Origin of the sequence: Cetobacterium sp. (genome assembly GCF_048470075.1) — a bacterium.
Classification (GTDB): Bacteria; Fusobacteriota; Fusobacteriia; order Fusobacteriales; family Fusobacteriaceae; genus Cetobacterium_A.
In genome coordinates this window covers 1-2,381 of the sequence record NZ_DBGBQB010000373.1, presented here as the reverse complement: position 1 = coordinate 2,381, position 2,381 = coordinate 1, and the positions used below count along the sequence as shown (strand labels likewise).

Annotated in this window: 3 protein-coding genes; all 3 read right to left on the bottom strand. The window is 31.6% G+C overall.

The features are described from left to right. Window positions 1–1,115: FAD-dependent oxidoreductase (locus tag ACMOUI_RS13005; protein ID WP_418966124.1), on the bottom strand; the 1,115-nt coding region annotated here is incomplete at its 3' end. 66 nt (window positions 1,116–1,181) lie between these two features. Continuing rightward, window positions 1,182–1,745 carry an alkyl hydroperoxide reductase subunit C gene (gene ahpC, locus ACMOUI_RS13000; RefSeq protein WP_418966123.1) on the bottom strand — a complete coding sequence of 188 codons (564 nt, stop codon included), beginning with the start codon at window positions 1,743–1,745 and terminating at the stop codon, window positions 1,182–1,184. A gap of 130 nt (window positions 1,746–1,875) precedes the next feature. Then, window positions 1,876–2,381, bottom strand: a 506-nt coding sequence (locus tag ACMOUI_RS12995) for a potassium channel family protein (protein WP_418966122.1), incomplete at its 5' end; no start/stop codon positions are given.

The following is a 2,381-nucleotide window of genomic DNA, read 5'->3' as shown; positions in this document are numbered from 1 at the left end:
TTTTGAGAGAGCTCACTGTCATTTAAAATAGAGACTATTTTCACACTATTTTGAAATTTATCAAAAATACCTTTTAATTGAGATATAATACCTTCATCTAAAAATTTTGAATCACTTCTCTCATTTGAAATATCAGAAGTTTTAGCAGTCTCTTTTGTCTCTCTTTTTAGATTTAATATCACTCTTTTTTCATTTACATTTTTTTCTAAAACTGTTGCTGCCAATGCTCCATCAGCTACTGCCGTAACAACTTGTCTCAATTTTTTAGGTCTGATATCACCAACGGCATAAACATCTTTAATATCTGTTTCCATATTTTCATCGGTGATGATATAGCCATTGGAATCTAAAGTTACATGATTTTTAAAGAGATCACTTTGTGGTTTATATCCAATAAAAACAAAAATTCCAAAAGAACTATTGTCTGGAGCACGATATTCCCAAGTCTTATCTGTGATATTATCTTTAAAAATAGCTTTTCTAAGAGTGGTATCACCAGTTGCCTCAACAATTTGAGAGTTAAATTTAACCTCAATTTTAGGATGATTTAAAACTTTTTCAGCTATTGATTTAGCACATGTAAACTCAGGTTCTCTAGCTATAATTGTAACTTTTTTTGCGAATTTAGTTAAAAAAATAGCCTCTTCAGCAGCGGCAAAACCAGCTCCAATAACAAAAACATCTAAACCAGTGAAGAACTGTCCATCACAAGTGGCACAATAAGCCACTCCTCTACCTTTGAACTCAGCTTCCCCAGGGAAACCAAGAGTTCTTGGATTAGCACCAGTGGCAATAATCACACTTAAGGTTCTATATGTTTTTGACTCTGTAATTATCTCCTTAATATCTTCCTTAAAATTTACATCTATAACCTCTGATTTTAAAAACTCTACACCGAATCCAAGAGCTTGTTCTCTCATTTTTTCACCTAAGTTATGACCAGAAATATCCTTAATTCCTGGGTAATTGACAACTTCAGAGGTCGTAATAATCTGTCCTCCAAGGGAATCTTTTTCTATAATAAGGACATCCAGTTGAGCTCTACCAGCATATATACCAGCTGATAAACCAGCGGGACCTCCACCTATAATAATTAAATCATATATTTTCTCCATAGTTCACCTCTAATTATATATATTATTAAAAACTGAAAGGCACTGGATAGTGCCTTTCAAAGAAGTCTAAATTTTTCCGATTAAATCTAAAGATGGCTTTAAAGTTTCTGATCCAGGCTTCCATTTTGCTGGACAAACCTCTCCACCATGCTCAGCAACAAATTGTGCAGCTTGAACCTTTCTTAAAAGCTCTCCAGCATCTCTACCAATTCCTAAGTCATGTATCTCATAAGCCACTATTTTACCTTCAGGATTTACAACAAAGCTTCCTCTTAAAGCTAATCCCTCCTCAGGAATTAAAACACCAAACATTTCTGATATCTTTCTTGTAGGGTCAGCAACCATAGGATACTGTATTTTCTTTATAGTATCAGAAGTATCATGCCATGCTTTATGAACAAAGTGAGTATCAGTTGAAACAGAGTATATTTCACAATTGATCTCTTTAAACTTCTCATAATTATCAGCTAAATCACCTAACTCAGTAGGACAAACAAAAGTGAAATCTGCAGGGTAGAAGAAGAATACTGACCATTTCCCTTTTATAGATTCATTAGTAACCTCAATGAAATTGTTGTTGTGGTAAGCTTGCGCTTTAAACTCTCCAATATTTTTTCCAATTAGTGACATGTTATAACCTCCTATTAATTGTAATTATTTTTTATTTGTAACTATTACAAACTAATAATAATATAATTTTTTTGTTTTGTCAATATTTTATTTAAAAATATTTTTATTATCAAAATTTTATTTGGCTGTGTTAATTCTTAGAGGGATTTTCAACCTCATTTAAGTCCATTTTTATTCTTTTTATAAAGTCTACAGTACCCCACAATAAATGGAATTTTTTAGTAGGTATATTGTCAGTAGATGTATCTGTATCACTATCCTCTGAAGGAGATGGTAAAGTTGCTCCAAGAGCTGAAAAAATAAATCCTAAAGAGAAGCTAGTTAAAAATATACCCAAAATAGTTTCTAAAACACAGAGTAATCTGATATACGCATTTAGCGGAGATATACTTCCTGAACCGACAGTAGTTAAACTACCTAAACTTATATAGAGATGATTTAAAAAATTCTCTAAATCAAATGTAGATGGCTTTTCAACTCCCATAAAGAGATTTTTTTGAGACATTAGATTTAAAATATAATAAAATGACCCAAAAGCTAGACCGAGAGTTATATAAGTTAAAAATGTAGTCAGAATATCTAGCCCTTTAATTTGACGTTTTTTATTTATAAGCATAATAAATTGTTTTGATACAA